22 protein-coding genes are annotated in these 25,482 nt (G+C 58.6%); 16 read left to right on the forward strand and 6 right to left on the reverse strand.

Going from position 1 to position 25,482, the window contains the following annotated elements; all coding sequences use genetic code 11:
- Window positions 1-41: 41 nt before the first annotated feature.
- On the reverse strand, window positions 42-1,580 hold the full coding sequence (locus tag KGB06_RS23895; protein WP_223520136.1) for an HDOD domain-containing protein: 1,539 nt from the start codon (window positions 1,578-1,580) through the stop codon (window positions 42-44).
- A gap of 166 nt (window positions 1,581-1,746) precedes the next feature.
- On the opposite strand from KGB06_RS23895, the gene motA reads away from it, so the two are divergent.
- From motA to KGB06_RS23940, 9 genes are all read left to right on the forward strand, one after another.
- The gene (gene motA / locus KGB06_RS23900) at window positions 1,747-2,598 is read left to right on the forward strand and encodes a flagellar motor stator protein MotA (RefSeq protein WP_223520138.1); all 852 of its coding nucleotides are present in this window, start codon (window positions 1,747-1,749) and stop codon (window positions 2,596-2,598) included.
- Between the two features lie 3 nt (window positions 2,599-2,601).
- Window positions 2,602-3,636 carry a flagellar motor protein MotB gene (gene motB / locus KGB06_RS23905; protein ID WP_223520140.1) on the forward strand — a complete coding sequence of 345 codons (1,035 nt, stop codon included), beginning with the start codon at window positions 2,602-2,604 and terminating at the stop codon, window positions 3,634-3,636.
- 288 nt (window positions 3,637-3,924) lie between these two features.
- Window positions 3,925-5,994 (forward strand): type VI secretion system tip protein VgrG, encoded by a 2,070-nt coding sequence (gene tssI, locus KGB06_RS23910; RefSeq protein ID WP_223520142.1) that lies wholly within the window; start codon window positions 3,925-3,927, stop codon window positions 5,992-5,994.
- Window positions 5,991-6,824: a DUF4123 domain-containing protein gene (locus KGB06_RS23915; protein ID WP_223520143.1), complete on the forward strand. Its 834-nt coding sequence runs from the start codon at window positions 5,991-5,993 to the stop codon at window positions 6,822-6,824. The genes tssI and KGB06_RS23915 overlap by 4 nt, the downstream gene beginning before the upstream one ends.
- Window positions 6,821-10,108, forward strand: coding sequence for a toxin VasX (locus KGB06_RS23920; protein ID WP_223520145.1), 3,288 nt, complete (start codon window positions 6,821-6,823; stop codon window positions 10,106-10,108). The genes KGB06_RS23915 and KGB06_RS23920 overlap by 4 nt, the downstream gene beginning before the upstream one ends.
- The gene (locus tag KGB06_RS23925; protein ID WP_223520147.1) at window positions 10,105-11,058 is read left to right on the forward strand and encodes a hypothetical protein; all 954 of its coding nucleotides are present in this window, start codon (window positions 10,105-10,107) and stop codon (window positions 11,056-11,058) included. The genes KGB06_RS23920 and KGB06_RS23925 overlap by 4 nt, the downstream gene beginning before the upstream one ends.
- Window positions 11,059-11,345: 287 nt before the next feature.
- Window positions 11,346-11,981 (forward strand): hypothetical protein, encoded by a 636-nt coding sequence (locus KGB06_RS23930; protein WP_223520149.1) that lies wholly within the window; start codon window positions 11,346-11,348, stop codon window positions 11,979-11,981.
- A 496-nt stretch (window positions 11,982-12,477) separates the two neighbouring features.
- Window positions 12,478-12,912 carry a hypothetical protein gene (locus KGB06_RS23935; RefSeq protein WP_223520151.1) on the forward strand — a complete coding sequence of 145 codons (435 nt, stop codon included), beginning with the start codon at window positions 12,478-12,480 and terminating at the stop codon, window positions 12,910-12,912.
- A 192-nt stretch (window positions 12,913-13,104) separates the two neighbouring features.
- Window positions 13,105-13,374, forward strand: a complete 270-nt coding sequence (locus KGB06_RS23940) for a hypothetical protein (protein WP_223520153.1) — start codon at window positions 13,105-13,107, stop codon at window positions 13,372-13,374.
- Between the two features lie 42 nt (window positions 13,375-13,416).
- Here KGB06_RS23940 and KGB06_RS23945 read toward each other — a convergent pair whose 3' ends face one another.
- The 4 genes from KGB06_RS23945 to rsgA form a co-directional block, all read right to left on the reverse strand.
- Entirely contained in the window at window positions 13,417-13,902 is a 486-nt protein-coding gene (locus KGB06_RS23945; protein WP_223520154.1) for a toll/interleukin-1 receptor domain-containing protein, read from the reverse strand.
- The gene (locus KGB06_RS23950; RefSeq protein WP_223520156.1) at window positions 13,902-14,861 is read right to left on the reverse strand and encodes a caspase domain-containing protein; all 960 of its coding nucleotides are present in this window, start codon (window positions 14,859-14,861) and stop codon (window positions 13,902-13,904) included. Before KGB06_RS23950 ends, KGB06_RS23945 begins: the two co-directional genes overlap by 1 nt.
- Before the next feature lie 2 nt (window positions 14,862-14,863).
- Window positions 14,864-15,271 carry a TIR domain-containing protein gene (locus KGB06_RS23955; protein ID WP_223520158.1) on the reverse strand — a complete coding sequence of 136 codons (408 nt, stop codon included), beginning with the start codon at window positions 15,269-15,271 and terminating at the stop codon, window positions 14,864-14,866.
- A 211-nt stretch (window positions 15,272-15,482) separates the two neighbouring features.
- The gene (gene rsgA, locus KGB06_RS23960; RefSeq protein ID WP_223520160.1) at window positions 15,483-16,514 is read right to left on the reverse strand and encodes a small ribosomal subunit biogenesis GTPase RsgA; all 1,032 of its coding nucleotides are present in this window, start codon (window positions 16,512-16,514) and stop codon (window positions 15,483-15,485) included.
- A gap of 107 nt (window positions 16,515-16,621) precedes the next feature.
- Between rsgA and orn the strand changes: the two genes are divergently transcribed.
- Window positions 16,622-17,164: an oligoribonuclease gene (gene orn, locus KGB06_RS23965; RefSeq protein WP_056746367.1), complete on the forward strand. Its 543-nt coding sequence runs from the start codon at window positions 16,622-16,624 to the stop codon at window positions 17,162-17,164.
- A 181-nt stretch (window positions 17,165-17,345) separates the two neighbouring features.
- Window positions 17,346-17,957: a trimeric intracellular cation channel family protein gene (locus KGB06_RS23970; protein WP_094469417.1), complete on the forward strand. Its 612-nt coding sequence runs from the start codon at window positions 17,346-17,348 to the stop codon at window positions 17,955-17,957.
- Window positions 17,958-18,063: 106 nt separating this feature from the next.
- Here KGB06_RS23970 and queG read toward each other — a convergent pair whose 3' ends face one another.
- The gene (gene queG, locus KGB06_RS23975; RefSeq protein WP_223520162.1) at window positions 18,064-19,128 is read right to left on the reverse strand and encodes a tRNA epoxyqueuosine(34) reductase QueG; all 1,065 of its coding nucleotides are present in this window, start codon (window positions 19,126-19,128) and stop codon (window positions 18,064-18,066) included.
- A gap of 63 nt (window positions 19,129-19,191) precedes the next feature.
- Between queG and KGB06_RS23980 the strand changes: the two genes are divergently transcribed.
- Genes KGB06_RS23980 through miaA form a run of 5 tightly spaced genes read left to right on the forward strand, consistent with a single transcriptional unit; the run spans window position 19,192 to window position 25,458 of the window.
- Window positions 19,192-20,691: an NAD(P)H-hydrate dehydratase gene (locus tag KGB06_RS23980; RefSeq protein ID WP_223520164.1), complete on the forward strand. Its 1,500-nt coding sequence runs from the start codon at window positions 19,192-19,194 to the stop codon at window positions 20,689-20,691.
- Complete coding sequence (tsaE, locus tag KGB06_RS23985; protein ID WP_223520166.1) at window positions 20,679-21,149, forward strand: tRNA (adenosine(37)-N6)-threonylcarbamoyltransferase complex ATPase subunit type 1 TsaE; 471 nt, start codon at window positions 20,679-20,681, stop codon at window positions 21,147-21,149. Before KGB06_RS23980 ends, tsaE begins: the two co-directional genes overlap by 13 nt.
- Window positions 21,150-22,580 carry an N-acetylmuramoyl-L-alanine amidase gene (locus KGB06_RS23990; RefSeq protein ID WP_411741866.1) on the forward strand — a complete coding sequence of 477 codons (1,431 nt, stop codon included), beginning with the start codon at window positions 21,150-21,152 and terminating at the stop codon, window positions 22,578-22,580.
- Window positions 22,577-24,487, forward strand: a complete 1,911-nt coding sequence (gene mutL / locus KGB06_RS23995) for a DNA mismatch repair endonuclease MutL (RefSeq protein ID WP_411741867.1) — start codon at window positions 22,577-22,579, stop codon at window positions 24,485-24,487. The genes KGB06_RS23990 and mutL overlap by 4 nt, the downstream gene beginning before the upstream one ends.
- The gene (miaA, locus tag KGB06_RS24000) at window positions 24,487-25,458 is read left to right on the forward strand and encodes a tRNA (adenosine(37)-N6)-dimethylallyltransferase MiaA (protein WP_223520170.1); all 972 of its coding nucleotides are present in this window, start codon (window positions 24,487-24,489) and stop codon (window positions 25,456-25,458) included. Before mutL ends, miaA begins: the two co-directional genes overlap by 1 nt.
- The last annotated feature ends 24 nt before the right edge of the window (window positions 25,459-25,482 follow it).

Consider the following 25,482-nt stretch of genomic DNA (forward strand, 5'->3'; position numbering starts at 1 on the left):
TGAGGTCTCCAGAGCACAAAAGGGAGGATTGTAGCGCAGCGTCATTGGCCGCGGTGGCTAAAGGTGTGCAGGGATTTCTCGATGCACTGCGCGGTTTTACCGAAGGCTTGCACGGTGATTTCCGAGAACGGTCCGCCGCCCTGATCCGCCACCACCACCATGATCACCCGACCATTATTGATCAGCGAGCGCAGCAACAGGTGTTCGCCACGGAACTGCGCGCGCAGGCTGGCCGGCAACAAGGCCGAAAACTGGGCGTTGTTGGCCGGTGTCAGGCGCACCTGCGCTTGTTGCGAGAGCAAACGTTGCAGCACGTTGCTTTGATTCACCACGAAATTCAGCCCGGCCGTTTCTTTTGGCAATCCGGCAATCTGATGCACCCGCAGATTGGCGTGCGTGCGGTCAGCCATCAAAATCATCACTCGGCGCAAGCCGCATGCGACCAGGGCGTCCCGGGCGGAGGTGGTCAAGTGCATGGCGTTGGTGAACGGGCTTGGCTCCACCAGCAACTCGGCGCATTGGCTGCGCCACTTCGCCAGGTCTTCGGTGGTCGGCGCCGGTGCCGGCAGCAGCCCTGCGTGGATACGGTTCATGCCCCACGGCCAGAGCAGCGAAACAGCGGGGTGCCACAGGTCCGGCATGGCATGCAGCCGGGCGCTGTTGGCGGCCTGCTGGTGCAATTGCTGCTGCACCTCGGCCATGGGCATTTGCAGGTAAAGGCTGGTCAGGTATTGCCAGCGCTTGCTGTGAGGACTGTCCCACGCCTGTTGCGCCGACAGCGCCAGACCGTTGGCCAGTAGCACGGTATTAGCCGGCTGATTGAGCCAGCGACGCAGAGTCGGATCGTCATCGAGGCGGTTTTGCTGGCGCAGTGGATGATCGCTGTCGCGGGCGATGCGCAGGACTTTGACCAGCTCGCGCTGCTCGGTCAGCAGCAGGCGATAACCCTGTTCCACCCAGATCGGCAGGCGCCAGAGGCTCACCAGGGTCTGGCAAATATCCAGCAGGCGCACACCGAACAACTGCTTTTCGACGTTGCGTGCCGATTCGCCTTTATGGATGACCCGCAGCTCCCACTCTTCAAGCAATTGCGGATGGGTCAGCGCCATGGGCCACAGTGGCGAGAGAAACAGCAGGCTGCCCCAGTGAATGTCCTGCCACAGCCGCGCCAGGCGACTGGCAAAAAAACCATTGGCCTGTTGCGTCGCGTGCTGGCTGATCAACTGCAACTGGCGCAACGCAATCGGGATCTGTGACAGGGGCTCTACGGGCAGGCGGGCGAGCAGTTCTTCGGTGCGCTTCAAACCGAGGCGATTGATCGCTACTTCAAGGTTTTCCGCAGGCTCGGTCATGCTGCCATGGGTGTGGCGATTGGCTTCACGAATGATGCTCAAGGCCAGGGCCGGGCTGTCTTGCATGAGGTCTGCGATATCGCGAAGCGAGCTGCGGTTATCGGCGATGGCCTTGCAGACACGGTCATGGCTGACTTGCGGAACCGGCAGGCGCACGCCATCGAGAAGCTTGATCCAGCCTTCAAGCGTGGTCGGTTTTTGAGTTGCAATGTTCGTTTGGTTAGCCATGGTTGGACGCAATCATCGTCTGCATTACCTGTGCCCGGAGAAGGCTAAATTAGCTTTTCGCTTGAACGGGCTATAGTCTGGCGCAGTTTTGCCGATAAGGAGAAGAAGAGATTTTTCAACTTCCGAATATGACCTTGAACCCGACTCAGTAAGTGTTTTCCTACCTATGGCTAAAATTCTCGGCATCATCGTCGTATTCGCAAGCGTGCTTGGCGGATACGTGCTTTCCCACGGCAAGATTGCCGCCCTTATTCAGCCTTTCGAGGTGATGATTATCGGTGGTGCGGCCCTGGGCGCATTCCTGCAGGCCAACCCTGGCCATATGGTCAAGCACGTTCTGAAGAAAGCCTTCGGGATGTTCAGTTCGCGTTTCAACCACACCTTCTACCTTGAGGTGCTGGGGTTGATTTACGAGATCCTCAACAAAAGCCGCCGCGAAGGCATGATGGCCATCGAAGGCGACATCGAAGATGCCGCGGCGAGCCCGATCTTCGCCAAGTACCCGGCGGTGCTCAAAGATGAACGCATGACCGCGTACATCTGCGATTACCTGCGCATCATGTCCTCCGGCAACATGGCGCCCCATGAGCTCGAAGGCCTGTTCGACATGGAACTGACCAGCCTCAAGGAAGATCTGGATCACCCGTCCCACGCGGTAAACGGCATCGCTGACGCCATGCCGGGTTTCGGTATCGTCGCGGCGGTACTGGGTATCGTGGTGACCATGGCCTCCCTGGGTGATAGCGATCAAAAAATGATCGGCGTGCACGTCGGTGCGGCACTGGTAGGTACCTTCTTCGGTATTCTCGCCGCGTACGGTTTCTTTGGTCCGCTGGCCCATGCCCTGGCCCACGATGCCAAGGAGGAGCTGAACGTCTACGAAGCCATCAAGGCTTCGCTGGTGGCTTCGGCGTCCGGCATGCCGCCATCGCTGGCTGTAGAGTTCGGTCGCAAGGTTCTGTACCCGGCGCACCGTCCTAGCTTCGCTGAGCTGGAACAAGCGGTTCGCGGTCGCTAAGTCATGGAAAATAACCAGCCGATAATCATCAAGCGCGTAAAAAAATACGCGGGCGGGCATCACGGGGGCTCCTGGAAAATCGCCTTCGCTGACTTCGCGACGGCGATGATGGCGTTCTTCCTGGTGCTGTGGCTGCTGTCCACCGCCACACCGGAACAGAAGATCGCCATCGCCGGTTACTTCAAAGACCCGGTCGGCTTTACCGAAAGTGGCACGCCGTACATCATCGACTTGGGCGGCTCCCCGACCCTGGCGCCGGAGAAAACCCTCAACCCCGAGGTGAAATCCCAGCCGCAGCCAGACCGCGTCACTGTCGACACCGAACAGGTCGAAGGCATGGCCGAGCAGGTCGAGAAGGAACGCCTGGAACTGTTGCTGCAAGAATTGCAGAACAAGGTCGATGAAAATCCGCAGCTGCAGAAATTCAAGGACCAGATCCTGTTCGAGATCACGCAGGACGGTTTGCGCATCCAGATCATGGACGCCGAAAACCGCCCGATGTTTGATTCCGGCAGTGCGCGTCTGAAGCCGTATTTCGAAGACATCCTGCTGGCCATGGCCGACACCATCAAAGCGGTGCCGAACAAGATCAGCATCAGCGGCCACACCGATGCCAAACCGTACTCGGGCACCGGTGACTTCGGCAACTGGGAACTCTCGGCCAACCGTGCCAACGCTGCTCGCCGTGCGCTGGTCGCCGGCAGTTACCCGGATCAACAGGTGGCGCGGGTGGTTGGTTATGCCTCGTCGGCGCTGTTCGACCGTGAGCACCCGTTCAATCCGGTCAACCGCCGGATCGACATTGTGGTGCTGACCAAGAAAGCCCAGCGTGCCATCGAAGGTTCGCAAGGTGCAGAACCCGCGCCAGAGCCGGCGCCAACACCAGGGCAGGGCGGTCCGGGCGAAGTGCCGGCCAAACCAGTCGATCCGAACGCATTGCCGGCGGATAAAGAACCGCTGCCGGCCCACGAGCTTCGCGAACGTTTGAACATCTTCGAAAATCCGGCACCGAAACCGGCGGAACCGCCGAAGCAGTGACCATGCTAACGATCATTTTCGTGGCGTTACGAAAATGATCGGGATCAGCGGATCAGTACAAAAAAGCCGACAGTGATGTAGGTTTTTTTGTGCCTGTCGTTTGTGAGGGAGATTGTCGGCCATTCTCCCGCGTCGATCTGAGGTCGGGAAAGATCTTACGCATTTTGCAGAGTTGTCCGGCATCAATGCATTACCCCCCGTTGGTACCGTGCGCGCCCATTTCGCGTGCACAGACCATGGACGGTTTGGACATCGCGCTTCATTTCCTCTTTGCTTAAGGATAAGCGTATGTTCGGTTCGGCCAATACGGCGCATTTCACGCTGCACATCCCCGCTGTTCGCAACGATTTCAAAGTCCTCGCTTTCGACGGTGTCGAGGCCATCAGCGCCTTGTACGCGATCCAGGTTGAGCTGGTCAGCGAAAACCCGGATTTCGATATCGAGAGCCTGCTCAGTCAGCCCACCTTTCTAGAGTTCGGTCATCACGGCGAAGGTCTTCACGGCCGCATCGAAGACGTGCTCGTCGGCGAATCCGGCAAACGCCTGACCCGCTATCAGCTGACCCTGGTGCCAGCGCTTCACTATTTGCAGTTCAGTTACGACCAACGGATTTTCCAGCACCTGACCGTGCCGCAAATCATTACCAAGGTGCTCAAAGGTCACGGCATTCAGGCCGATGCGTTTACCTTCCATGTCAGTACCAGCGCCGAGCGCGAGTACTGCACGCAGTATGGGGAAAGTGATTACGAGCTGGTCCAGCGCCTGTGCGCCGAAGACGGCATCGCGTGGCATTACCAGCATTCACCGCAAGGCCATGTGCTGGTGTTCACCGACGACCAGACCTGGTTTCCCAAACTGGGCGAAACCGCTTATCAACAAGACTCCGGCATGGTGGCTGACGAACCGGTCGTCAGCCAGTTCTCGATGCGCTTCAGCACCCGCCCCAGCACCACCACGCGCCGGCACTACGACTTCCAACGCCCGAATCTGCTGCTGGAAAACCGCTTCACGGCCGAGTTCACGCCTGAGCTTGAAGACTACCGTTACCGGGTTCTGCTCGATAACGAACAGCGCGGCAAACAACTCGCTCGCCAGGCCCTGGAACGCCACCGTACCGATTACCAGTTGATCGAGGGCCAGAGCGATCAGCCGAGCCTGCGCAGTGGGCACTTTTTTGACCTGACCAATCACCCCCGCCAAGCCCGCAACGACTTGTGGCTGTTGCTCCGCGTGACGCATTCCGGAAAACAGCCGCAGTCACTGGAAGAAGCCATCACCAGCGACGTCCAACCCGCAGACGGCTTCACCCAAGGCTATCGCAACCGCTTCAGCGTCCTGCCATGGGACGTGATTTACCGGCCGCCGATGCGCTCACGCACAACGCTGCTGGTGAGCCAGACCGCCCGCGTCACCGGACCTGCCGGCGAAGAGATCTACTGTGATGAGTATGGTCGCGTGAAGATTGAGCTGCCGTGGGACCGGGCCGAGCTCAACAGTGAAAAAAGCAGCTGCTGGCTGCGCGTCTCGACGCAATGGGCGGGTCCACATTTCGGTGCGATGACGATTCCGCGTGTCGGCATGGAGGTCATTGTCACCTTTCTGGACGGCAATCCCGATCATCCGTTCATTACCGGGTGCGCGCCGAACAAGGTCAATGCGGTGCCATACCCCTTGCCCGAACACAAAACCAAAACCGTCTTGCGCAGCCAAAGCTCCCCGTACAGCGGTGGTTACAACGAACTGTCGCTTGAAGACCGCGCGGGGCAGGAGAAGATTTACCTGCGCGCCCAACGCGACCTCGAACAGCTGATCCTCAACGACAGCGATACCAACATTGGTAACGACCGCCGCGAACAGATCACCCGTGACAGCCACAGCCTGATCAGCAACGACCGCTTCGAACAGGTCGACCACCATAGCGCCAGCCTGATCAAGGGCGACGAGTTGCACACCACCGAAGGTGCGCGCAACACCGTGATCGGCGGCAATGAATTGATCACCATCAGCGGCAACAGCAGCACGACGGCAGAGGGCACGCTGGTAATTCAGGCAGGGCCTCACGCTCATGTCACCGCCAGCCATGTGGTGATCAAGGGCGATTCGAGCTTGACGCTTGAGTGTGGCGGTCAGCACATCGTGATCAACGCCGCCGGCATTTTCAGCAGCGTGGCCATTGTTCAGGGTGGGGCGCCGGTGGCCGGGATCGCTGCGGAGCCTGCTCGCTCATTGATCCCCGTGGCACCAGAGGCGCTGATTGCGCCGTCACTGGCCGCGCAAAAACTGGCATTGACTCAGGCGGCGCAACAGGCGGCACCGATCTGTGCCGTGTGTCAAAAACTGGCGGAGGTATCGGCATGAGTCAGGCTTACCTGCTGCTGGATCGCGCCCAGATTGAACGTCTGCCCGAGCGTCTGTTTTCGCTGGGGAGCACCACATTCCAATCGCTTTACCAAAAGACCGCTTTTGCCTCATTGGAAGAGGTCGGCCCGGTTTTGGTGTCTGTTTCTCCCAATAGCCCGCTGGCCCAGGCGTTTTTTCAGGAGTGGAACACGACGTGTGGCATCTGGCTGGAGTCAGAGGCGCAAGAAGCGGTCGTGCTTGAGCATTTACGCAGCCTGATTCACGTGCGTATCGAAGGGGAGGTCACGGTCTTGTTCCGTTACCACGACCCTCGTATCACGGCAGCGTGGCTGGCGCCGTTGGCCGTCGGCGAGCGTGATCGCTTGATGGGGCCTGTGCGGTTAATCCGGCTTGCGGAGCTGGATATCCAGCAGGAAAACCCGGATCAACCCGCTGCACGGTATACGCGGGAGCCTTGGTTGTTCCTGTCTGCGGAGCAACTGGAGCACTTGGGCACCGCCCAACGGCAACGCTTCGCTCAACAATTGATTGAGCATTGCCAGCAGTACTTTTGTGAATACGTGCAGGGGCTGGATTCCATTGCGCTGCAGCAGTGGGCGTCTCACTGCCAGCACACCGCCGCGCGTCACGGTTACAGCGCCATCGATGAAGTCCTGCTTTGGGCTCGATTCCACGCGGTGCTGGGCAGTGACTTTCCCGATGCACCTGAGCACGCCGTTTACCGAAACCTGTTGGCCGAGCCCGGCGTCTCGCCCGAGCAACGGCTGGAGAATCTGAATGCCGAACTGACGCGTCAGCAGCTCACCGACAAGGAGTTCCGCCAATGAGCGCAGAACAACTGGCGAGGCTCGATCGAGACGCTCAGGCTGAACGCGCCGCCAAGGCTCAGCCTCACGTCGACATCAACAGTACGCTTGCGCCGTGCCCGGCCAGTCAAAACGAATTGTTCGTGGTCCCGGTGCGTTATGCAGTGTCTGAGGAAAAAGCCGGGAACGCTTGCTGTGTTCCAGGCGTGACCACGCAAAGCCGACCCATGGCGGCCCGACGCCTGCGTGCGGGGTTTGTTTATCTGTGGCAGGACAACGGCCCCCTCAAACGGTATGCCGTGTCGCCGAATGGCCAGCTCAAAGAGCAGGCGCTGGAAGCCGATGCCACTCCGGTGCTGGACGCCACCCTGACGGGGCTGACTCTGGAAAAGCTCCGCGATGCGTGGATGCTCTACAGCGAGTTCCCCCTGAACCCGGAACACTGCCAAGCGCTGAGTGACAACAGCGCCAAACGCCGTCAACACATGCGCCATGTGGCCTTGCGCACCGTGGCCAATGAGCTGCAAGCCGAGCATTGCCCGCCACTGGAAAAAGCCATTGAGGTTATGGCTGAGCTGATCCCCGGCACCTTCGCCCAGTCCATGAAAGCTGACTCGCAACGCAGCGCCGAGGATACCGACGCGCTGGGCGAAACCGTCATGAAAGCCCCGACCCCGGCCAACATCAAGGCCTACACCCATGCCATGCACCGCGCCCGTGAGCGCGAGAAAATTATCGCCCAACACCCCGGCGCCAGCGATCAGCCGCCGGGCGAGTGGAGCGCCGTGGCGTGGGACGCGCAGGGCACTCAGGATTGGCTGGACAGCGCCAAGGCAAAAACCGGAGGCTTGTTTGCCGTTTTCGTCTGTCTGGATGACGACCTGGGCGTGTTGCGTGACATCAATCACGAACAGGAGTGGATAGAGGCGAGTCACGAAAAATGGTTGGGCGAGAACAATCTGCGACTGAGCATCGGCGGGTTCGTACGCAGCCTGATCAGCGAAGATGGCGCCGAACTGGCGGGGTCCATCAGCTACCGCTACAAGGAACGCGACATCACCCTCACGCCCGAACAGGGCCAAGTCATGCTCGACACCCAGTATCGGCTGGATGAGGAACTCAAGGCTGAAACCCAGGCCCGACAGTACGGTGGCCAGCCCACGCAGGCCGAGGTCGCCGCCCGCGATGCGCGAATTGCAGCCATTGTCGCGCCGGTGCGGGCCTTTATTCCGGCGGACTTGTACAGCGAAGTGGAATTCGTCGTCCGCGAGTACCGCGCCGAAAAGCATGCCCACCTCAACGATCATCATTTCAGTGCCAAGGTCGGTGAATACATCGACCTCAATGCCATGAACACCTGGTTCGCGCAGACGGCAGCAGCGCACTACCAGCAGATCGAGCAGCGTCACACCGCGTTGTTCGCCGACCGGGGCCTGTACCTCAAGCGTTCGATCAGCGGCACCTGGTTTGTCGATTACTCCGATCTGACGACGCGCCACTGGCTGACCGAACTGGCCACCGGCTGCCTGACCGCCCAGTGCCTGCGCGCCCAAGGCGCCGAGCAATACGCCGACTACGTGCGAGCCGTCGACGGCGGTGCCCTGAAACAACTGTTCAACGCCTGGACGCCGTCGATCGATGCGGCGGTTAACAACACCTCTCGACTGGGCGAGTTGATGGCGGCATTGGCCGACGACAACATCAGCGCCACCCATCAGGTCCTGGCGCCGTTGAGCGTAGGGGTTCTGGACGACATCGCGGCCATGGCCCGCGATGCGAGCAGCCAATGGAGTGTGCTGGTCAATCGACTGGCGGCTTCGTTGTTGTTGCTCAAGGGGGAAGGCTCCATCAGTGGTTCATGGATGGGGGTTTTTGTTGGCGCCCGTCTGGGCAGTGACGCGCGTTTGCAGTTCGTGATTGAGGGCGGCCGGCAGGTGTGGAAGTTGTTGGGGCAACAGGCCGAAGCGTTGGGTGACTGGGCGAAGGCGACCGGTAAGGCTATTGGTGCGGGGCGTGTGGGACGGATTGTTAATTCGCCTGTTGTGGCCAACAGCGGTGGGGTGGTGCCGTTGGCGGCGTTGTTGGTGAACGTGCTGAATGCGCATAGTTATTTGAGTAAGGCCGGGGTTTTGGAGGGGATGGACAGTCGGCGGGTGAATGACACGGTGTCGGCGACGTTGTATGCGGCGGCCGCTTTGGTGGCGGTGGTTGATAATCAGGTGCGGAAGGGGTTTGGGGTTAAGGAAATGTCCTTACGGCTGCCTGATGGGCGGGTCGGGATTGCACCAACACTTACTCTTTTTGGTGGGGTGATTGGTGCACTTTCCACCGGTGCAGCAATAAACGAATTTCAATCCCTGCAAATACAACTGGAAAACGCCCAAAGCCGAGTCGATCCGTGGCTGGAGATGCGTCAGATCATGGTCGCTGGTCAGGTGGGGGCGTTTGGTGCTCAGGCATTGTTGGGGATGGCCCAAACCGGCAGAGCCTTGGCAGGTTCAATAACTGCCGATGCCGCCATCTTGCGTTACACGCTGTACATGGGGCCGGTGAACTGGATCATTCTCGTGCTGGGCGTGCTGCACCTGATCGCCACGTTCTTGCAGCAAACCCCGTTGCAAAACTTCCTGAACTTCTGCTGCTGGTCAAAAGCCCGGGCTGTCGATCTGGAGCCAATCGCGCCCAAAGCCCAAGAGGACGAACTCGACCAGCTGTACTTCATCCTGTATGCGCCCCGGGTCAGCATGCAAAGCCGCTCGGAGTCGACCACCGGTAATAGCTCTTCCGGCCTCGCTTTCGTCAGTGCCATCCAGGCCCTGACCATCGACTTGCCAGGTGCCGAGCCCGACAGTGCCTACTTGGAACTGAGCATGGTCGGCGACCCGGTGGATACCCAGCGCTACCGTGATCTGATCAAAAACAGCCGTACTGATAACTTCAAGCCGCCGCGACCTTGGCGAGACATGACACCTCACTGGTTGTCCAGCAGCGCCTGTCAGTGGATACCGTTCAAGGAAGGTCAGGGTTTACGTCTGAGCGGCCCCTTCAACACGCTGCCAAATGTGTTGGGCACGTCACCCGGTACCGTTTCCCTGCGGTTGCGTTATCGCACGCCTTTGATCGCAATGCTCGGTGCTCGCTCCTTTATCGGCGGCGAGCGAGGGCTTGCGTTTACTCTGAATAACGCCACTGGCGTGATCGCGCTGTGGGCGGACCCGACGCCCGAACTGGATCGGGTGCCGAATTACCCACTCGGCGAGGACCATCCTGGCGCCATTTACCTGCAACCCAAGGACAAACGATGAGCACGCCACCAGCAGGCACCACGAAAAAACGGATGTTTTCGCGTAATGACTATTTGGCGCCATTGCCCATTCCCACGGGGGAGAGACCACAGGACGTCCTCAACACCATTTGGCGCAAGAACGAGGTGTTTCTTGATATTGGTAACTACAGCATCGGTTCGGCGGTGATGGTGATGTGGCCAACACTGATGGTGTTTGTACTTATGGGTTACCTCACCCCTGACCCTGGAATGATCTGGATTGGGGCGCTAATCATCATTGGTATCCCTTCTTTGATTTTGATCCAAGGCCTCTTCCGCGACGTGCCTCTCCCCATGCGCTTCAACCGCCAACGCCGAGAAGTCTGCGTACCCCGCGACGACGGCGAGTACTGGATCGTCCCTTGGGAAACCGTGACCGCCGCCGCCACCCAGCAGTCGTCGGTCAGCCAAGCTGGTAAAGCCACAACGGGTTTGCTGGTCATCGGTTTCGAAAACCCAGACCCACTGGCCAAGGAAGATAACAAGCATTTCTCCATAGGCTTCAACTGTGGTGGCGGTACCACGGCCATGGCGTTGTGGGAGTGCATGCGCAGCTACATGGAGATTGGACCGCAGGTTTTGCCGATCACAAATGACTTTGAGGGCGGACGAGAAAAGCTGCGGGGTAGAAGCGTCTTTTGGGGCATTTGCTGTGCATATCTCGACGGCATCAGACAGCACTTGGTCGCGCAGGAGGTTGGCAAGGCGTTGTGGCTGGTAACGGGGGCCGTGCTCCTGGGTGCTCCGCTCGCAATGATGTTGCAAGAGTGGAAGTTGTCGCCGCCGCCCGACTTGCCCTATCCCGAGATCATCGAGTGGTCAAAACCCTTGCGACCCGAACAGTGGGCTAAACGTTCCCCGGAGCTGGAAGAAGCCATTGCCATACGCGAGGCTGAACTAGTCGCTCACGCCGAGCGAGAGTTAGCTTGAAGGCGAGTACTCGATGCTGCAGAGATCTAATCAAAACAGCCCGCTCAGCCGCTACATGCCACTCCGTCCTTGGCGCTAGATGACGCCTACATGGTGGCGCTGTAGCACCTGTCAGCGAATGACTTCCAAGGAAAGTCGACGAATTGTCATAACTATGTCCCCCGAGAAGGGTGCCAATTTTTTTCATTGGTATTGGAGCGGCGATTATAAAATTTTGAGGTCGGACAGGCAGTGGGATGAAGTGCAGTAGTTGGGGGTACGTTAATTTTTTGTTTTAAAAAATTTTGTTGACTGATTTTGTCGGTGGAGAAGTTGAAGTGAGTGTGATAATTCCATTTGGATATATCGAGAAAGCCTATCGTTATCCTCAAGCGTCATCTGAGGCTGTATATAAAATAATGTCCTCTTTTTGGTGGCGGTTAATGGTTGCAACTACCTATTTGATGTTTTGGTTTATTGTGTTTGTAGCCGCCATTGTGCGTTTTTTTTGGGTGCCAATGAATTCTGAAGCTTTTGCGTATTCAATATTTGGTATGGGTGCGTTTCTTCTCATTATTACAGTGGTCATTGTGATTGTAGAGTGGTCTGAGAGTAAGGATAAGTCAATCGATAGTAATCTCGCTGAGAGAGTCTTGAATGTTTGTTTCAGCTCGGCAGGTGTTTCTGTTGAAATGTCGGTGGGTTCAGAGCGATTTATACACGTGCTATCTATCGCCGGCATTAGATCCGTTTCGGGCTATGTTCAAGATGGGTGGTTCTTGGTTCGGGATCGTGGTGTTGTAATTGAAACAAATGACGGAAAGCAGCTTCGATTTGTTTTTTCTTTGAAGAAGGTAGCGTTAAATAATTTTTTAAATGATTTTACGTTATCGTTGAGTGAAATGAATTTCCCGGTAAGAAACCTAAGGGGGTTTCAGGTGTGAGTTGGTCGTTATGATCATGTGTGTAGCAGTCGTAGTTTCTATTTCTATTTCTATTTCTATTTCTATTTCTATTTCTGTTTTGGTTAAGGTTTTTTGGATTGAAGGAGTGTTTACGATGATTTTTAATTGTGGATCTATTACGTGCAGTACCACTGTTAATGCGCTTCAATTGCTAGCTCCTAGAATTTTGCATTCCCCACGACGCCGCCGCGCTTCCTGGCGCGCCCTATCTCGATACACGAAGCAAGAGAGCGGAGGCAGAAATTTTTTACGTGGCATAGATGTATTGGGCTTAGTGCTCGATCTTTGCTTCTACCCCACCTGTCGCATTCAAGAATTCACCTACAGCCTTGCCAAACGCCGTTCTCGCAACTTGTGGCCGAAAGTTGTCACTGAACGCCTGAAAGCCAATGGCCCTTCTTCGCGACTTGTGGACTTGATGAGTTGAACGGAGGTCGAATGGTTTTAAATCTGTTTGATAGGGAGTGAAGTCTTTATGCGGGTGATTTGGAATGAGCGTGTGGGTTTGAGAGTCAGAGCGTGGGCTTGTGTGAGTTTGGTTCCAACCTATGCAGTGATTAAGTTTATGTTGGAGCCGCTTTTTTACTTAGAGGATGTTGTACTGGGTCGAGTATTAGTCTTGTCTGTTCTGATGAATATAATATTATTTTCATATTTTACGCTTGGGTGGCGCGACAGAATGGTCACTGTTGAACTTGTTTCTGAGGGGCTGGATTTTCGTGATGAAGCTGCTGGTTACTGTCGTCGGGTCCTAATTCGTAGCGAGGAGATACTAAAAATAAAAGTCACAAGGAATATATTTTTCGATTCTCTCATCATTGAATTGAATGATAATCAGATATTTTCATTTAGCAATATGATTGCGCCGGAAGACTTTGTTGACTGCGCTCAATCTCGAATAATTTATTAAATTGGGGTTTGTTTTTAGTCGTGTTGATTTCTCTCAAGGTGGATTTGTAGGAGCTTTCCGAAATTATCGAGTGGGGTTTTCATCATGTAGGTAGATGTTTATAGTTCCAATGTCGCCCCGCCAGTTCGGTGACCGATCTTAGCCGGTCGAAACAAAGATGAAACCTCTCGAAATTATCTGGAATTTTGACCCATGGCTAAGTACCACCCGCTCCAAGGCAACTTCAGCGTCGGCCCGACGCTATATATCGATACAGAAGCCAAAACCTCTGACCTTTTCGAAGCCGCCGTTCACCGAATCAAAGCCGGCCGGAATCTGCTCAACAGCGTCACCTGCCTGTGTGTCAAAGACGCCGAAGGTCACGATCTGGAGCATTTCGCCAATGCTGCACATATATTGATTCAGGATGGCTGTGACGCCTTGGACGCCTTGGGTTGGAGGCTGGAAAAAGCCGCACGCTGAAGACCAGAAAGCCGCGAAATGATCGCGGCTTTTTTATGCCTGTCAGAAACCCCGTCGAATTCGGTTCTTGAGCTGGTCATGGAACAGTTCGGCATCACGCCGGTAAGTGCCGCGCACAGATTCGCTGAACGACTCCAGTCCTATTGAGCGCTTGGAGACCAGCTCCTCGCGATAGGCATCAATAAAGAAGTTGATATCGTTCTCACCGCTCAACTTCGGCCATTTATCGAGGTACAACGGTAGCGCGCTGGGGCCGATCTTGTACGAGCAGATCCGGCGATTACTGATGGTCGCCTCGCCGATTTCGAACGGCACCCACCACGACTGCGCAGTCTGCTCCGAAACCACGGCCATCAGGTGTGTGCATTCGGTGATGTTGCGGGTGATGACGGTGGTGATGTCTTCAGTGGTTTGCGATTCCGCGTCCAGCACATCGAGGTAGGTCTTGATGTTTGCCTGCGTCAGGCGGGTGTTAATGGCCATCGCATGGGCGCGGTCGGTGTGGCGGTAGCTGATAAACACAGGCATCAGAAATGTCCCTTGATCGCGAGTTCGCGGTAATAGGCGCCGAGGGCGGTCAGGCGGCAGCCGGTGGAATGCAGGGCGGCGTAGTACATGTGCTCGGCGTCCACCGGTTCGATCAGGCTGTGGCGGTTGCACTTTTGCAGTTGCTTGAAGATGTCGCCGTTGTCGGGATCGAACGTGGCCTCGGTCGGTTCGTAGCTGGGGTCCAGGGGGAACACGTAGCTAGGTTCCGGGAACCAGTCCTTGAGTTTGCGCAGGGTTTCTTCGGCAATCAGCGGCGTCACTTCCCGCAGCGGCACAAATTGCGAGACGTTGGTCTTGAACACCGGCCGTTGCTCCCATGCCCCTAGCGCGTTGTCGACGAACGAATACACGCTGCCGGGGGTGACCTTACCCAAGACATTGGCGGCCCCGCCGTGCAGTGCTTGCAATAACAGGTCGGTAAACACGCCGTGGCCGCGACCTTCGAGCGCCACCTGGTCTTTTTTGCAGGCGGTGAGAATGGTCATGCCTTCGCTGATCACGCTGCTGCCACCGCGCAACCCGCGCATGGCTGCCGCCGCACCGGCCTGGCAGCAGTCGAGGATGATGATTTTGTTCTTGATGTGGGTGGCGCTTTCCGCCCAGTTGAGGATGTCGCTGATGCGGATGCCTTCGACGCCCTGACCGAAGTCCTGCGGGATCAGCAGACCTTCATCGATGCTCGTATCAAACTGGCCGTGACCGGCGAAGTACAGCAGCGCCACATCGCAATCACCGGTGAACAGGCTTTGGATATGTTGCTTCAGAGCTGTGTGGGTGAGGTTTTCCTCCGCCGATGTCAGCACCTTGCTGCTGAAGTTGGGGCGCCCGTTGGCGTGGCGCTCCAGCACCGAAGCCATCGCCATCGCGTCGTTGTTGCAGCCATTCAATGGCGGAACGTGGGTGTAATGGTTGATGCCGATGAACAGTCCCTTGCGCATGGTTACACCGCCGTGTGCAGGCGGATCGCACTGACAATGCTGTTGGTGTTCCACGCACATTCGGCGTGCGCCGCATCACGCACTACGGTGGAAATCCGCTCTGCCCCAAACGGCTTGACCGCAATGATCACCTTGCCCATCCGCTTGGCAATCTCGATTTCCTTGTTGATCCACTTGCTGTAGGTCGAATACATCCCCGCCATGATCAGCACTGCCGAGCAGGGCCGGATCTTGTTTTCTATGGCGGCTTCCAGTTGTTTGTCGGTCTGCGCGTCGGTGATCGGGTTGTCCGTCGGCACTGAAAAATTTTTGAATGTGAAGCCGGGTTTGGCGTTCAGCAGGCGCACGAGATTGTCGTGGGCGTGGGGGTAGTTCCACGAATGGCTGATGAACAAATGATAGGTTTGCATGGTTGTCCCTCGGTATCGCCGGAATGCGAAGAGGGCTTGAATGTATGCACTTGAGAGGACGCAACAAGGCCTGCGCGGTTAAAGAGACGGGTCCTTCAAGCGGGCGAGCGGAAGTCCTACAGAGGTGTCTGACGTTTAATCGGCGGGATGTTTTGTGGGGTGCAACAAGCGGCTGACCGCCCGTCAGAGTCGGGGCGGTCGGCACGTCTGTTTAGTAGCTGGTTTCCGGCAAGCTGGCGATGATCGAGCGGTAGCTGTTCATCCGTTGCTGCTGCACGCGGCCTTCTTCGAGGGCCTTGAGCAGGGCGCAACCCGGTTCGCGGTCGTGTTTGCAGTCGCGAAAGCGGCAGGTGCCGATCAGGTCGTTGAACTCGATGAAACCGGCTTCGACGTCGGCACGGCTGACGTGGCCCAGACCGAATTCACGAATACCCGGGGAGTCGATCAACTCACCGCCACCGGGGAAGTGGAACAACCGCGCGGTGGTCGTGGTGTGAGTGCCCTGGCCGGATAGCTCGGACAACGGGCCGACGCGGGCTTCGACTTCCGGCAGCAGGCTGTTGACCAGCGACGACTTGCCGACGCCGGACTGTCCGACGAACACGCTGATGCGTCCGTCCAGTTGCTCCTGCAGTTGCTCCATGCCATTGCCGTGATGTGCCGAGACTTCCAGCACCGGGTAACCGAGCGTGCGGTACACCGCCAGCAAGGCATTCAGCGCCGGGGCGTTCTGCTCATCGATCAAGTCGAATTTGTTGAGCAGCAGCAGTGGCCGGATACCGGCGTGCTCGGCGGCGACCAGGTAACGGTCGATCAGGTTGGCGTGAGGCTCTGGCAGCGGGGCGAAGACGATGACAATCATGTCGACGTTGGCCGCTACGGGCTTGAGCTGGCCACGGCTGTCCGGACGGCAGAGTTCGGTTTTACGCGGCAGTTGCGCCACGATAACGCCGATGCCCTGGTTACCGGCACGCCAGACCACCTGATCGCCGGTCACTAGCGCCGGGAGGTTGGCGCGCAAGTGGCAGCGGAATACCTGGCCGGCCAAATCGCCATCGAGGGCTTCGACTTCAACCTGTACACCGAAGTGCGCGATCACCAGGCCGGTCTGTTCCGGACCCAGGTCGCAACCCTCAAGTGCCTCGACAGCCGAGGACTCGCGTTTGGCGGCGCGGGCAGCGCGCTCGCCCTGAATCTTTTCGATGCGCCAGTTTTGACGACGATTGAGTTGGCGTTTGGCCATGGGTGTTCCGTATCAAGAATGCAGCGATTAGGTAAAACGGCCGCGAGTTTAGCACGCCCCGCCGGTTGCCTAGGCTAAACTGCGCAGCATTGCCTAGGAGCCGACACATGCAAAACCCGCAGAATCTGATCTGGATCGACCTGGAAATGACCGGTCTGAACCCTGATACCGACGTCATCATCGAGATGGCCACCATCGTCACTGACAGTGATTTGAACACCTTGGCCGAAGGCCCGGTGATCGCCATCCACCACAGCGACGAGATCCTCGCCGGCATGGACGAGTGGAACACCCGTCAACACGGCGGCTCGGGCCTGACCCAGCGCGTGCGCGACAGCCGCATCAGCATGGCCGAAGCCGAAGCCGAGACTATTGCTTTCCTGGAGCAGTGGGTGCCCAAGGGCAAGTCGCCGATCTGTGGCAACAGCATCTGCCAGGACCGTCGCTTCCTTTATACGCACATGAAATCCCTGGAAAGCTTCTTCCACTACCGCAACCTCGACGTCTCGACCCTTAAAGAGCTGGCCGCTCGCTGGGCGCCGGACGTGCGCGACAGCTTCAAAAAGGGTAGCACCCACCTGGCGTTGGACGACATTCGCGAATCCATTGCCGAGCTGCAGCACTACCGCAAGCACTTCATCAAGTTCTGATAGCGCCTCGGGTGACGCCATCGCGGGCAAGCCATGCTCCTACAGAAGCGGTGTACGCCCTGTTTTTGTAGGCGCATGGCTTGCCCGCGATACAGGCAATGCGGTCCTGCGCGATGATCACCCTCTTTTGGGGCTTCGGTGAAGTGCGTAGACTGCGCGCCTTTCTGCAAGGACCGCCGCCATGTTGCTGATGCTCTACCTGATCGCCATCACCGCTGAAGCCATGACCGGTGCGCTGTCTGCCGGCCGCCGCGGCATGGACTGGTTTGGTGTGGTGTTGATCGCCTGCGTCACGGCGTTGGGCGGCGGTTCGGTACGCGATGTGCTGCTCGGGCACTATCCGCTGACCTGGGTCAAACACCCGGAATACCTGGTGCTGACCTCGATCGCGGCGATGTTCACCGTCTTCGCTGCGCGCTGGATGCGCCACCTGCGCTCACTATTTCTGGTGCTCGACGCCGTGGGCCTGGTGGCGTTTACCCTGATCGGCTGCATGACCGCGCTGGAAATGGGCCATGGCATGCTGGTGGCGTCGGTCAGTGGCGTGATCACCGGCGTATTCGGCGGTATCCTGCGCGACATCTTCTGCAACGACATCCCGCTGATCTTTCGCCGAGAGCTCTACGCCAGTGTCTCGTTCGCGGCGGCGTGGTGCTACATGCTCTGCATCTACCTGCAATTACCCGGTGAACAGGCGATTTTGATCACGCTGTTTGGTGGCTTTCTGCTGCGGCTGCTGGCAATTCGTTTCCATTGGGAAATGCCGAAGTTCGTCTACAACGACGAAGCCTGACGTCTCCACGCCCCTGTAGCAGCTGCCGAAGGCTGCGTCCGAGGCCGCAGGACTCGCTTTCCAGGAAGGCGACTGCTACGCAATCGAACGCAGCCTTCGGCAGCTGCTACAGGAGTCCGTGTTGTTTCAACGCCCATTCGACATGCTCACGCACCAGCTCCGACGGGTAATCCCTGCGCGCCTTCAACGCTTCCAGCACCGGAATGCTCGACGGCGCGTTACCCAGCCCCACCGCCAAATTACGCAGCCAGCGCTCATAACCGGCGCGGCGTAACGGCGAGCCTTCGGTGCTGCTGAGGAATTTTTCCTCGTCCCACATAAACAGCTCGGCCAATTCGGCATTGTCCAGATTGTGTCTCGGCTTGAAGTCGCTTTCGCCGGACGGACGGGCGAAGCGGTTCCATGGGCAGACGATCTGGCAGTCATCGCAACCAAACACCCGGTTGCCGATCAGTGGTCGTAAATCTTCCGGGATCGCGCTTTTCAGTTCGATGGTCAGGTACGAGATGCAACGCCGGGCGTCCAGTACGTAAGGGCCGACGAAGGCATTGGTCGGGCAGATGTCGAGGCACGCGGTGCAGCGGCCGCAATGTTCGGTGGTGTGAGGTGGATCGACCGGCAGCGGCAGATCGACAAAGAGTTCGCTGAGGAAGAAGTAACTGCCGGCCTTGCGATTCAAAACCAAGGTGTTTTTGCCGATCCAGCCGAGACCGGCTTGTTCGGCGATGGCTTTTTCCAGCACTGGGGCGCTGTCGACGAACGCGCGGAAACCAAACGGGCCGATCTCACCCTGAATTTTATCGGCCAGTTGTTGCACGCGTTTGCGGATCAACTTGTGGTAATCACGGCCCAAGGCATAACGCGAGACGTAGGCTTTTTCCGGTTGGGCCAGACGTTTGGCCATTTCAGTGTCGCCCGGCAGGTAGTCCATGCGCAGGGAAACGACCCGAAGCGTGCCGGGTACCAGCTCTTCCGGGTGTGATCGTTTGCTGCCGTGGGCGCCCATGTAGTCCATTTCGCCGTGGTAGCCAGCGGCGAGCCAGCGCTCCAGGTGCTGCTCATGCTCGGCCAGATCCAGGCCGCTGATGCCGACTTGCTGAAAGCCCAACTCGCGACCCCAGTCCTTGATGGATTGGGCGAGGGCGGGCAGATCTGTAGTAATAGCGGGCATGAGACGAGAGAAACCGGAGCTGAGGTGCGTATAATTCTGCCAGACATCGGAGCCCGAAGACGCATGCCGCACACTAAAGATGATTTACCCGACGCGCTGTATAGTGCCGCGCAGGTTCGCGGGCTCGATGCGAGCCTGATTGCGGGCGGCGTACCGGGCTTCGAATTGATGCAGCGTGCGGCGCGGGCGACCTGGCGAGCGTTGGTCCGGCAGTGGCCGTCGGCGAATGAATTGAGTGTGCTGGCCGGTCACGGCAACAACGCTGGCGACGGTTATCTGGTGGCGGTGCTGGCCCGGCGTGCGGGTTGGTCAGTACGGGTGCTGGCGGTCGGTGATCCCCAGCGTTTGCAGGGGGATGCGGCGTTGGCGCATGCCGAGGCCGTTTCCGAGAATGTTTTGATTGAGTCCTGGGCTGCGCAGCCCCAACTGCGCGGCATCGTGCTGGACGCGTTGCTGGGCACCGGTCTGACGGGTGAGGTGAGAGCGCCTTACGCTGACGCCATTGCAGCGATCAACGGCTGCGGTTTACCGGTGGTGGCGGTGGACATCCCTTCGGGCCTTTGCGCCGATACCGGTCGCGTCCTCGGTGCGGCGGTGCATGCCGATCTCACTGTGACTTTCATCGGGTTGAAGCTGGGGCTGTTCACCGGTGATGCCGCAGACGTCGTCGGTGAACTGGTTTTCAACGATTTACACGCTGATCCGCAGGTAATTGAGGCCGCGTCGGTCAGTGCTCGTCGCCTGACGGCCCGTAACTTGCCGCAACTTGCCCCCCGAACGCCGACTTCCCACAAAGGCAAATTCGGCCATGTGTTGCTGATCGGTGGTGATCGCGGTTTGGGTGGCGCGATCCTGCTGAGTGCACAAAGCGCTCTGCGTAGCGGGGCCGGCATGGTTTCCGTGGCCACTCGCAGTGAGCATGTTGGCGCCGCGCTGGCTAGAATCCCTGAAGCCATGGTGCTGGGCACGTCATCGGCCAACCAGCTGATGGAACTGCTGCAAAAAGTTTCCGTACTGGTGGTCGGTCCCGGCTTGGGGCAGGCTTCCTGGGGGCAAAGTTTGCTGTCGGCGGCCGCCAATGCACCGTTGCCGCAAGTCTGGGACGCCGATGCGTTGAATATGCTGGCCGAAGAACGCGTGAATTTGCCCAAGGATTGCGTGATCACGCCGCATCCAGGTGAAGCGGCACGGTTGCTTGGGATCAGCACTGCTCAGGTGCAGGCGGATCGCCCGGCAGCGGCGCATGCATTGAGCAAAAAATACACCGCTGTCGTGGTGTTGAAAGGCGCCGGCAGCCTGATCGCCAGTCCCGATGGGCGTCTGGCGTTGTGTCATCAAGGTCATCCGGCCATGGCCACCGCCGGCTTGGGCGACGTACTGGCGGGTCTGGTGGGCGCGCTGTTGGCTCAAGGCATGCAAGCCTTCGACGCCGCGTGTCTGGCCGTCTGGCTGCACGCCAATGCGGGTGAGCAACAAGGTAAAGATGGCCGTGGGCTGGCGGCCAGTGATCTGATCCCGGCCATTCGTCAGTTGTTGGAGGAGCAAGCACCGTGTCTGAAGTAACCCTGTACCTGGCGGATGAAGAGGCGATGACCGCCTTTGGCGCACATATCGCAAAAACCACCCAAGGGCACGGTCTGATTTTTCTGGAAGGGGACTTGGGGGCGGGGAAAACCACGCTGTCACGGGGCATCATCCGGGGATTGGGGCATGACGGGGCAGTAAAAAGTCCGACATTCACGCTGGTCGAGCCTTACGAGATCGGTGACGTCCGCGCCTTCCATTTCGACCTGTACCGTTTGGTCGATCCGGAAGAGCTGGAGTACCTCGGCATTCGCGACTACTTCGACGACGACGCCCTGTGCCTGATTGAGTGGCCCGATAAAGGTGCAGGCTTTTTGCCAAAGCCCGACCTGACCATTACCATTAGCCCGCAAGACAGCGGGCGTTCGCTGAAAATTTTATCCCAGGGCTCGCGTGGCGAGGCCTGGTGTGCCGCTTTGGCATTGGAATCCAATTAAATGATGGGGTCTGGTATGCGCTTTCGCGCGATGGTAGCTGCCGTAGGATTGTTGTTTTTGGCGGTGACCGTCGACGCTGTGGCCGACACGAAGGTCAATAGCGTTCGCCTGTGGCGGGCGCCGGATAACACACGGCTGGTGTTCGACCTGACCGGGCCTGTGCAACACAGCGTTTTCACCCTGACTGCTCCGGATCGGCTGGTGATCGACATCAATGGTGCGACACTCGGTGCGCCGCTGAACGTCAACACCTCCAATACCCCCATCACCGCCATGCGTTCGGCTCAACGCACGCCGACCGACCTGCGGGTGGTGATCGACCTGAAAAAGGCCGTGACCCCGAAAAGCTTCTCCCTGGCCCCGAACGCCCAGTACGGTAACCGACTGGTGGTTGACCTGTTTGATAGCGCCGCCGATGCCTCGCCGTCGCCAGCACCAACGCCTTCGGTCGCCACGGTGCCGGCAGTGCCGGTCACGCCTGTTGAGCCGGCGATCAAGCTTCCACCGGCACCGGCCGGCAAGCGCGACATCCTTGTGGTGATCGATGCTGGCCACGGCGGCGAAGACCCGGGCGCCTCGGGCTCTCGCGGTCAGAAGGAAAAAGACGTGGTATTGGCCATCGCCCGCGAATTGCAGCGTCAGGTCAACGGGATGAAAGGCTTCCGCGCCGAACTGACCCGTACCGGCGACTACTTCATACCACTGCGCGGCCGTACCGAAATCGCCCGCAAGAAAGGCGCCGACCTGTTCGTTTCGATCCACGCCGACGCCGCGCCTTCGACCGCCGCCTTCGGTGCTTCGGTATTCGCCCTGTCTGATCGTGGCGCTACATCGGAAACTGCCCGCTGGCTGGCGGACAGTGAAAACCGCTCCGACTTGATTGGCGGTGCCGGCAACGTCAGCCTTGATGACAAAGACCGCATGCTCGCAGGCGTGCTGCTCGACCTGTCGATGACGGCGTCGCTGACGTCCAGCCTGAACGTCGGCCAGAAAGTGCTGAGCAATATCGGTCGTGTCACTCCGTTGCACAAACAGCGTGTGGAACAGGCTGGATTCATGGTGCTGAAGTCGCCAGACATCCCGTCGATCCTGGTCGAAACCGGGTTCATCTCCAACGCCAACGAAGCCTCAAAGCTTGCGGCATCGAATCACCAGCAGGCGCTGGCGCGTTCGATCAGCAGCGGCGTACGCCAGTTCTTCCAACAGAATCCGCCGCCGGGCACTTACATTGCGTGGCTGCGTGATTCCGGGAAAATCGCTCAGGGCCCACGTGATCACCGGGTCAATCCGGGTGAAACCCTGGCGATGATTGCCGTGCGTTATCAGGTGTCGCCAGCGACGCTGCGCAGCGCCAACAACCTGTCGAGTGATGAGCTGAAGATCGGTCAGCACCTGACCATTCCAGGCACTGAGTTGGCGGCTAAAGAATGAATCAGGTGATGATCAATAGCGCTCGCATCGAGCTGCTCAGCCCGCGACTGGCGAACCAGATTGCCGCCGGCGAGGTGGTTGAGCGCCCGGCTTCGGTGATTAAAGAGCTGCTGGAAAACAGCCTCGACTCTGGCGCCAAACGCATCGACGTCGATGTCGAGCAGGGTGGTGTCAAGCTGCTGCGGGTGCGCGACGACGGCAGTGGTATTTCTGCCGATGACCTGCCGCTGGCCCTGGCCCGACACGCCACCAGCAAAATTCGTAACCTTGAGGACCTGGAACAGGTCATGAGCCTGGGTTTCCGAGGTGAGGCCCTGGCGTCGATCAGCTCCGTGGCGCGCCTGACCCTGACGTCCCGCACCCGCGATGCCGATCAGGCCTGGCAGGTTGAGACCGAAGGCCGGGACATGGCGCCTCGTGTGCAACCAGCCGCTCACCCGGTCGGCACCTCGGTGGAAGTCCGCGACTTGTTCTTCAACACCCCGGCGCGGCGCAAATTCCTCAAGACTGAAAAAACCGAATTCGATCACCTGCAAGAAGTGATCAAGCGTCTGGCGTTGGCGCGGTTCGACGTGGCGTTCCATTTACGTCACAACGGCAAAACCATCCTTAGCCTGCACGAAGCCCATGATGACGCGGCCCGTGCCCGGCGTGTGGCAGCCATTTGCGGTTCAGGTTTTCTCGAGCAGGCGCTACCGATCGAAATCGAGCGCAATGGCCTGCATTTGTGGGGTTGGGTCGGTTTGCCGACGTTCAATCGCAGCCAGGCAGATTTGCAGTATTTCTTTGTGAATGGCCGTGCAGTGCGCGACAAGCTGGTGGCCCACGCGGTGCGCCAGGCCTATCGCGACGTGCTGTTCAATGGCCGGCATCCGACGTTTGTGCTGTTTTTCGAAGTCGATCCGGCGGGTGTCGACGTCAACGTGCATCCGACCAAGCACGAAGTTCGTTTCCGTGACGGGCGCATGGTTCACGATTTCCTCTATGGCACCCTGCACCGCGCCTTGGGCGATGTGCGACCGGAAGATCATCTGGCCGCACCGGTGGCGACGGCCATCGTGCGACCGACCGGCCTGGACGCCGGTGAATTCGGCCCTCAGGGCGAGATGCGTCTGGCGGCCAATGCGCTGCTGGAGCAGCCTCAGGCGCAGCCGTCGTTCAATACCCCGGCTGGATCGGGCGCTGGCGCCGGTTATCAGTATCAATACACGTCGCGGCCTCAGTCCGGGGTGCCGGTCGCCGAAGCTCAGGCCGCCTACCGCGAGTTTTTTGCGCCGCTGCCCGAGGCCAACGCGGTCGCGCTGCCGGCCGGGCAGGACGACATTCCGCCGCTGGGTTATGCACTGGCGCAGCTCAAGGGTATCTACATCCTTTCGGAAAACGCCCAGGGGCTGGTGCTGGTGGATATGCATGCGGCTCACGAGCGAATCATGTACGAACGCCTGAAAATCGCCATGGCCAGCGAAGGCCTGAGCGGTCAGCCGCTGCTGGTACCCGAGTCATTGGCCGTCAGTCAGCGCGAAGCCGATTGCGCCGAAGAGCACGTCGCGTGGTTCCAGCGTCTGGGCTTTGAATTGCAGCGCCTGGGGCCTGAATCCCTGGCCATCCGGCAGATCCCGGCCTTGCTCAAGCAAGCTGAAGCCAACCGACTGGTCAGTGATGTATTGGCGGACCTGATGGAATACGGCTCCAGCGACCGGATTCAGGCCCATCTGAACGAACTGCTCGGGACGATGGCCTGTCACGGCGCGGTTCGTGCGAATCGGCGTCTGGCGATCCCGGAAATGAACGGCCTGCTGCGTGACATGGAAAACACCGAGCGCAGCGGTCAATGCAACCATGGCCGACCGACCTGGACCCAATTGGGCCTGGACGATCTGGACAAACTCTTCTTGCGCGGTCGTTGATGAGCCAGCTCCCTCCAGCGATTTTTCTGATGGGCCCGACTGCTGCGGGCAAGACCGACCTGGCCATCGAACTGACCAAAGTCCTGCCGTGCGAACTGATTAGCGTCGATTCGGCACTGGTCTACCGTGGCATGGACATCGGTACTGCCAAGCCTTCGAAAGAAATTCTGAGTGAATTCCCGCACCGTTTGATCGACATTCTTGACCCGGCCGAGAGCTATTCGGCCGCTGATTTTCGCCGTGATGCCCTTGAAGCGATGGCCGATATCACTGCGCGGGGAAAAATCCCGCTGCTGGTGGGCGGCACAATGCTCTATTACAAGGCGTTGGTCGAAGGTCTGGCGGACATGCCGGCGGCTGATCCGGATGTGCGTGCGCAGATCGAGGAAGAAGCTGCGCGCCTTGGCTGGCAAGCGCTGCACGATCAATTGGCGGTCATCGATCCGGAATCGGCGGCGCGTATTCATCCAAACGATCCGCAGCGACTCAGTCGAGCACTGGAAGTTTATCGCGTCAGCGGTCAGAGCATGACCGAGCTGCGACTGAGACAAACTGCGCAAAGTACTGAAGCAGCCGCTTCGGGACTGCAACAATTGCCCTATACTGTCGCGAACTTGGCCATTGCTCCGGCAAATCGCCAGGTACTGCACGAGCGAATTAAACAAAGATTCACGAATATGTTGGAACAGGGATTCATTGACGAGGTCGTAGCCCTGCGTAAGAGAAGTGACCTGCATTCCGGGTTGCCGTCTATACGTGCAGTAGGCTACCGACAAGTCTGGGATTACCTGGATGGCAAGCTGACGCAAGCCGAGATGCAGGAGCGCGGAATCATTGCCACGCGCCAATTGGCAAAGCGTCAGTTCACCTGGCTGCGCAGTTGGGCTGATTTACACTGGCTGGACAGCCTCGATTGCGACAATCTGCCGCGCGCCTTGAAATACTTGGGGACCATCTCCATATTGAGCTGAGTCCTTTCAATTGCCGTCTATCCT

The sequence above is a fragment of the Pseudomonas sp. GL-B-19 genome (assembly GCF_019956415.1).
In the GTDB taxonomy this organism is placed as follows: Bacteria; Pseudomonadota; Gammaproteobacteria; order Pseudomonadales; family Pseudomonadaceae; genus Aquipseudomonas.